Origin of the sequence: Bacteroides sp. RTP31139st1_H2_RTP31139_211217 (genome assembly GCF_040227615.1) — a bacterium.
GTDB classification, from domain to species: domain Bacteria; phylum Bacteroidota; class Bacteroidia; order Bacteroidales; family Bacteroidaceae; genus Bacteroides; species Bacteroides uniformis.
Map to the genome: position 1 here is coordinate 1,859 of NZ_JBCNZM010000221.1, position 4,336 is coordinate 6,194.

General features: G+C 36.7%; 4 protein-coding genes. All 4 read right to left on the reverse strand.

What is annotated here, in order from left to right:
• Positions 1–27: 27 nt before the first annotated feature.
• From ABUA47_RS22265 to ABUA47_RS22280, 4 genes are read right to left on the reverse strand one after another with little or no spacing between them, the layout of a single operon-like run.
• Positions 28–1,608 carry a hypothetical protein gene (locus tag ABUA47_RS22265; protein ID WP_055285003.1) on the reverse strand — a complete coding sequence of 527 codons (1,581 nt, stop codon included), beginning with the start codon at positions 1,606–1,608 and terminating at the stop codon, positions 28–30.
• A 1-nt stretch (position 1,609) separates the two neighbouring features.
• Positions 1,610–2,674 carry a 3'-5' exonuclease gene (locus ABUA47_RS22270; RefSeq protein ID WP_117574234.1) on the reverse strand — a complete coding sequence of 355 codons (1,065 nt, stop codon included), beginning with the start codon at positions 2,672–2,674 and terminating at the stop codon, positions 1,610–1,612.
• Between the two features lie 9 nt (positions 2,675–2,683).
• Positions 2,684–3,184 (reverse strand): tetratricopeptide repeat protein, encoded by a 501-nt coding sequence (locus tag ABUA47_RS22275; protein ID WP_055285005.1) that lies wholly within the window; start codon positions 3,182–3,184, stop codon positions 2,684–2,686.
• The gene (locus ABUA47_RS22280) at positions 3,181–4,251 is read right to left on the reverse strand and encodes a DUF1848 domain-containing protein (protein WP_055285028.1); all 1,071 of its coding nucleotides are present in this window, start codon (positions 4,249–4,251) and stop codon (positions 3,181–3,183) included. The genes ABUA47_RS22275 and ABUA47_RS22280 overlap by 4 nt, the downstream gene beginning before the upstream one ends.
• Positions 4,252–4,336: the final 85 nt, after the last annotated feature.

Consider the following 4,336-nt stretch of genomic DNA (forward strand, 5'->3'; position numbering starts at 1 on the left):
CATATACGTTATAGAAGAAATTCATAATTATTCTTTGTTGAAAATATCTTGCTTTTTTGTCATTAAGATTTGGAATATCTTTTCGTGCTTCTTCAAGCCTTTTGATGTTATTTCTAAACGTTTTAGAATTGCATTTAATTCCTTGTCGTCTTTATCAAAATAGGAAAAAATTTCTTTTATGATGTCTTCACGACTTACGTTATCAGATCTTTCTTCATTTGTCATGCTTTCAGAAAGGTTTTCCAACGTCTTTTGCAATCCCTTCAAACTACCATTTTTTTCTCCATATTGAGCTTTTATCTCTGTTATTTCCGCTTCTTTTTCTTCAATACATTCTTGAATGACATATTCTGCAACTTTGTTGAGCAGAATTGACAAGGGTGTTTGAAGAAGAGAAACAGCGTCAATCCTTTGACAAAATTGAGAAAAAGAATTCCACCACTCTTTGGAACCAACCTTTGCTTTTTTTTTACCTCTCACAATTGTATCTAATACGCAATAGTCTGTCTTTGTTGTTATATTTTGTATATGTTGTTTATTGCACCATAAGTCCAAATAATCGAGATTTTCAGAAATCTTCTTATTGAAAACAAACTGATATACACTCTCAATCGTGTAATAATCTAATTGCGAATCAAGGCGAAACTTTACATCAATTCTGTTACTTTCTGATGTACCATAAAAACTACTGAACACATTGTAGCCACGGTTATATCCAAAGCATAATGCGACTAATTGTGCACTTTTAATACCTTCAAAATTAGAAAGGATCAATCCGTCAATTTTGTCTCTTTTTGATTCAGATCCAACTCCATAGCTCGCTAATACAGCTAAGATATATGTCTGTTTGTTTAAACTATCCAATTCTATCTTTCTTGTAGTTTTATTTTGAGACACAGATTGATTCTCGTTTTTTGCCATCTGCTTTACATCGTCAATATCTATCTGCTTATTTAAATAAGGTAACAAACCAGCGTAGCTTTTTGATTGCGTAAATAGTCCAGAATATTGGTCATTAGAACTTTTCCCCACTTTGACAAGTGTGTTAGCAATCAATTTATTAAAAACAGCAAGTGTCTCAATGTATGTCTCTGAGAAATTCATATACTTTTCCCTTGCCAATCTCATTATAATTAAAGCTCCAAGGATACGATCATACAGTTCTATCTCTTTCACCTGGTTTTTGACATAACAATCTTTTGGTGCCTCAACTTCTTTAACAGAAGCATCTTCGAAAGTACAAACTGCACCAACAATTGAATCAGGAACGAATGCCGTTCCCATTCTAATGTTAGTTAGGGTTCTGTTTTTCTGCTGTTCTTCTGTGAAGTGAATCTTTTTTACACGGGTGATAGGCAAAGAGGATCCAAATAAGTACCACGTTCCGCCCGCTGATATTAGCTCCGTTTCTTCTTCATTCGTCAAGACAATCTCTAGGCAACAGTTGCATTCAATGCACCCCTTGCTTGTTGTTATAAGCAAGAAGTTCTCAAATGAGTTCTGGATATCCTGCGGTTTGTTCATGAAATACTTACTTGGCTTAAGACAAGCGCAACCAAAATAGTGTGCGAGGCACTCAGACTTTATAGGGAAATAGTAGGTTCTCATATTACAATACAGTTTTATCAACTACCGAATTCAGGCTCGGTATGTCGTAATTACTAATCAGATATAAATTGCTTTTTGCTCTGGTACAAGCAACATATAAATCCTTCCAATCGCAAATAATTTTATTCTCACCAGTGTCCCTGTCTTGGATAATTATTGGCAATCTTTTCAGAATATCAAAATTTGGAATAATGACTGTATCAAATTCCAATCCTTTCGCCGATTTGAAAGTCGTTATATGCACATTCTTAATGGTGGCACAACCATCAGGAAATCTTTCTTTGTTCTCATAATAAAGAGAAAAGTCATCAACCTTTCCTTTAAGAATGTTTTCAAATACTTGAACTTCACTTTTCCAAGGGACAAGAATAGCAATATTGTGTGTATCTGACTTAAAAGCGTTTATTATCTCTAATATTGCATTGTTTTGTTTGTCGTCTGTTCGTTCGTGACTGATACCATCTGAAACCATAAACACAGGCAGTTCCCCAATATTGCTTGCCAATCCGTCAATTATCTCTCTTGGAATTACGGCATCCGGAAAAGTTGCTTTCGCAAATTTCATAATCTTTTGAGTACTTCTGAAATTCTTGCTTAGGACATGCTCCACATTGTCGGGAAATAGACTTGTCAACTGCGACTGATAACAACAGTGGTCTGGATAAAGAATCTGCGAATCGTCAGCTCCGTATGACACATTTGACAAAATACCATGATAGTAGCCTTCATCCAAATCTTGAGCTTCGTCAATGATTATTTCCGCAAATTTGTACTTGTGGATTTTATCTCGACTCTTAAGTGAAGTCGCAACCATTTTTGCTGCATCTTCATTCTGACTTCTACAGCAAGCTTTCAAATATTCTTTCAATGTTGTCGTGTAAGTCAACAACAAACTTTTTTTAGCAGGATTACTCATATGGTTTGAGATGTGCCTCCAAAGCGAAACAACCGATTTCCCTGTTCCTGGTCCACCAGACAAGGCAATCTGCGCTGGATCATCTAACGCCGCTTGCTGCGGAATTGTCAGCGTTGTTATCGGAGGTAAGTTAAAATAGTATTCAGCCATAATTATCACTTATTCACTTACTCCTTTAAAACGTCTATGATAAAATGCCAATCCATGCATTTCGTCATAACAACCTAATCGGCATAGAGCATCAATTGCTTCGCTTATTCCTTGCAATGCCGCTTTATGATAAAAATCTATGGTCTTCTCCTTGTTTTCTTTACCCCCTTTACCATATTCTAAAGCGACCGCATAATTATATTGACAATAGGCATGACCTTTTGCTGCACCTATTTGATAATAATGAACAGCCTTTTCAATGTTTTGTGTAATGCTGTTCCCGTAATAATAAGAAACACCAAGATTACAATATGTAGAGGCATCTGCCTTGTTGTTTCTATCAAGATATAACCAACATTGTACCGCATTCTCATAATTCTGTTCACGTGCAAAGTCTGTACCAATATCACATATTGATATAGGGTCTCCTTGTAATGCGTCAAGGTATCGATCCTCGTTAAAATATAAGCAACTCTTATATTCTTCAATCATCAATTTTATATCTTTCATAAACTAGTTATTGCCTCTGATGTTAATCCACTTTCCTTCGCTGTACGGTAATTTCTGCAAGCCGTTTCTTTGCTCGTGTTCGCATAACAATATTCGCAAAGATGTGCACAGGTGTTGTATTGACCGATGTCTTTGCTTATCTTGCAACCACATAGCTCACGCTGCCCTTTGTCTGCATTGTCTTTCTTCTTTACAGCATAGTGATCTGTGTCAAGCATAATGGCATTTGTCGGGATTTCAGAACTTCCAAACAAACCATTGTCGATTGTTTTCACCTCTACTCCAAGCACTTTCATCAAAATGCTGTCTTTCCAAGCGAAACGTATCATCAGATTGTCATCTACACAATGATTCGGAACAATCCCAAATCTCTTGTAGTCCGGCTTCTCTCCACACGTCGTCAGCTCATATCCCCATTTTTTGTTGAGCTCAGACAGTTTTCTTGCGAAATCAACCATTTCCGTCTCTGTCCACTCATGGTAGTTGATTCCGTTTCGTTCCAAGTTGATTTTTACCTTCCTATAAGAACCTATGTCGGCGAAACTGAACACAAACTTCTCTGTATAGCCAAGTAGCCTGTCGCCAATATAATTAATTTTGCAGAGCAAGTCATCTTGCGATATTCTGTCTGTAAGGATTAATGGGTCAAATCTCCAAATAACTCTTCCCTTTCCTAATTTCTTGACAAGAGTCTTGAACGTCTCAATACGCTCATCCAATGGCGGTACGCCTTTTTCCAACCCTTCTGTCACATAATCATTTAGTGTGTACTGAATATAGCACTCTATTTTGGGAGAATGGGATTTCAATTTGGCTAAATGTTGCAACAAAGGTTTCGGGTTCTTGGACCAAAATACGATAAAGCGTGTGTCTTTATAAGAAACATAGCTATTTGCTCCATTGAAAGGGTTGCGCCATGCAGAATATCCAATCTCCAATCTGTGGAAAAACCAGTCGGCATAAAAGGCAGGAATGTCAGTGCTCCTACTCGCAGAAATAATCTCTGGAGCCTGGGCATCAACCCATTCTCCATTTTCACGCTGAATATTTATTTTCTTCCAAGCCATTGTAATATAAGTTACACCATAAAAACTAATTCTCCCAACATACAAAGATACAGAAAAGATTTGAAACATAAGCAAATTTGTTCTT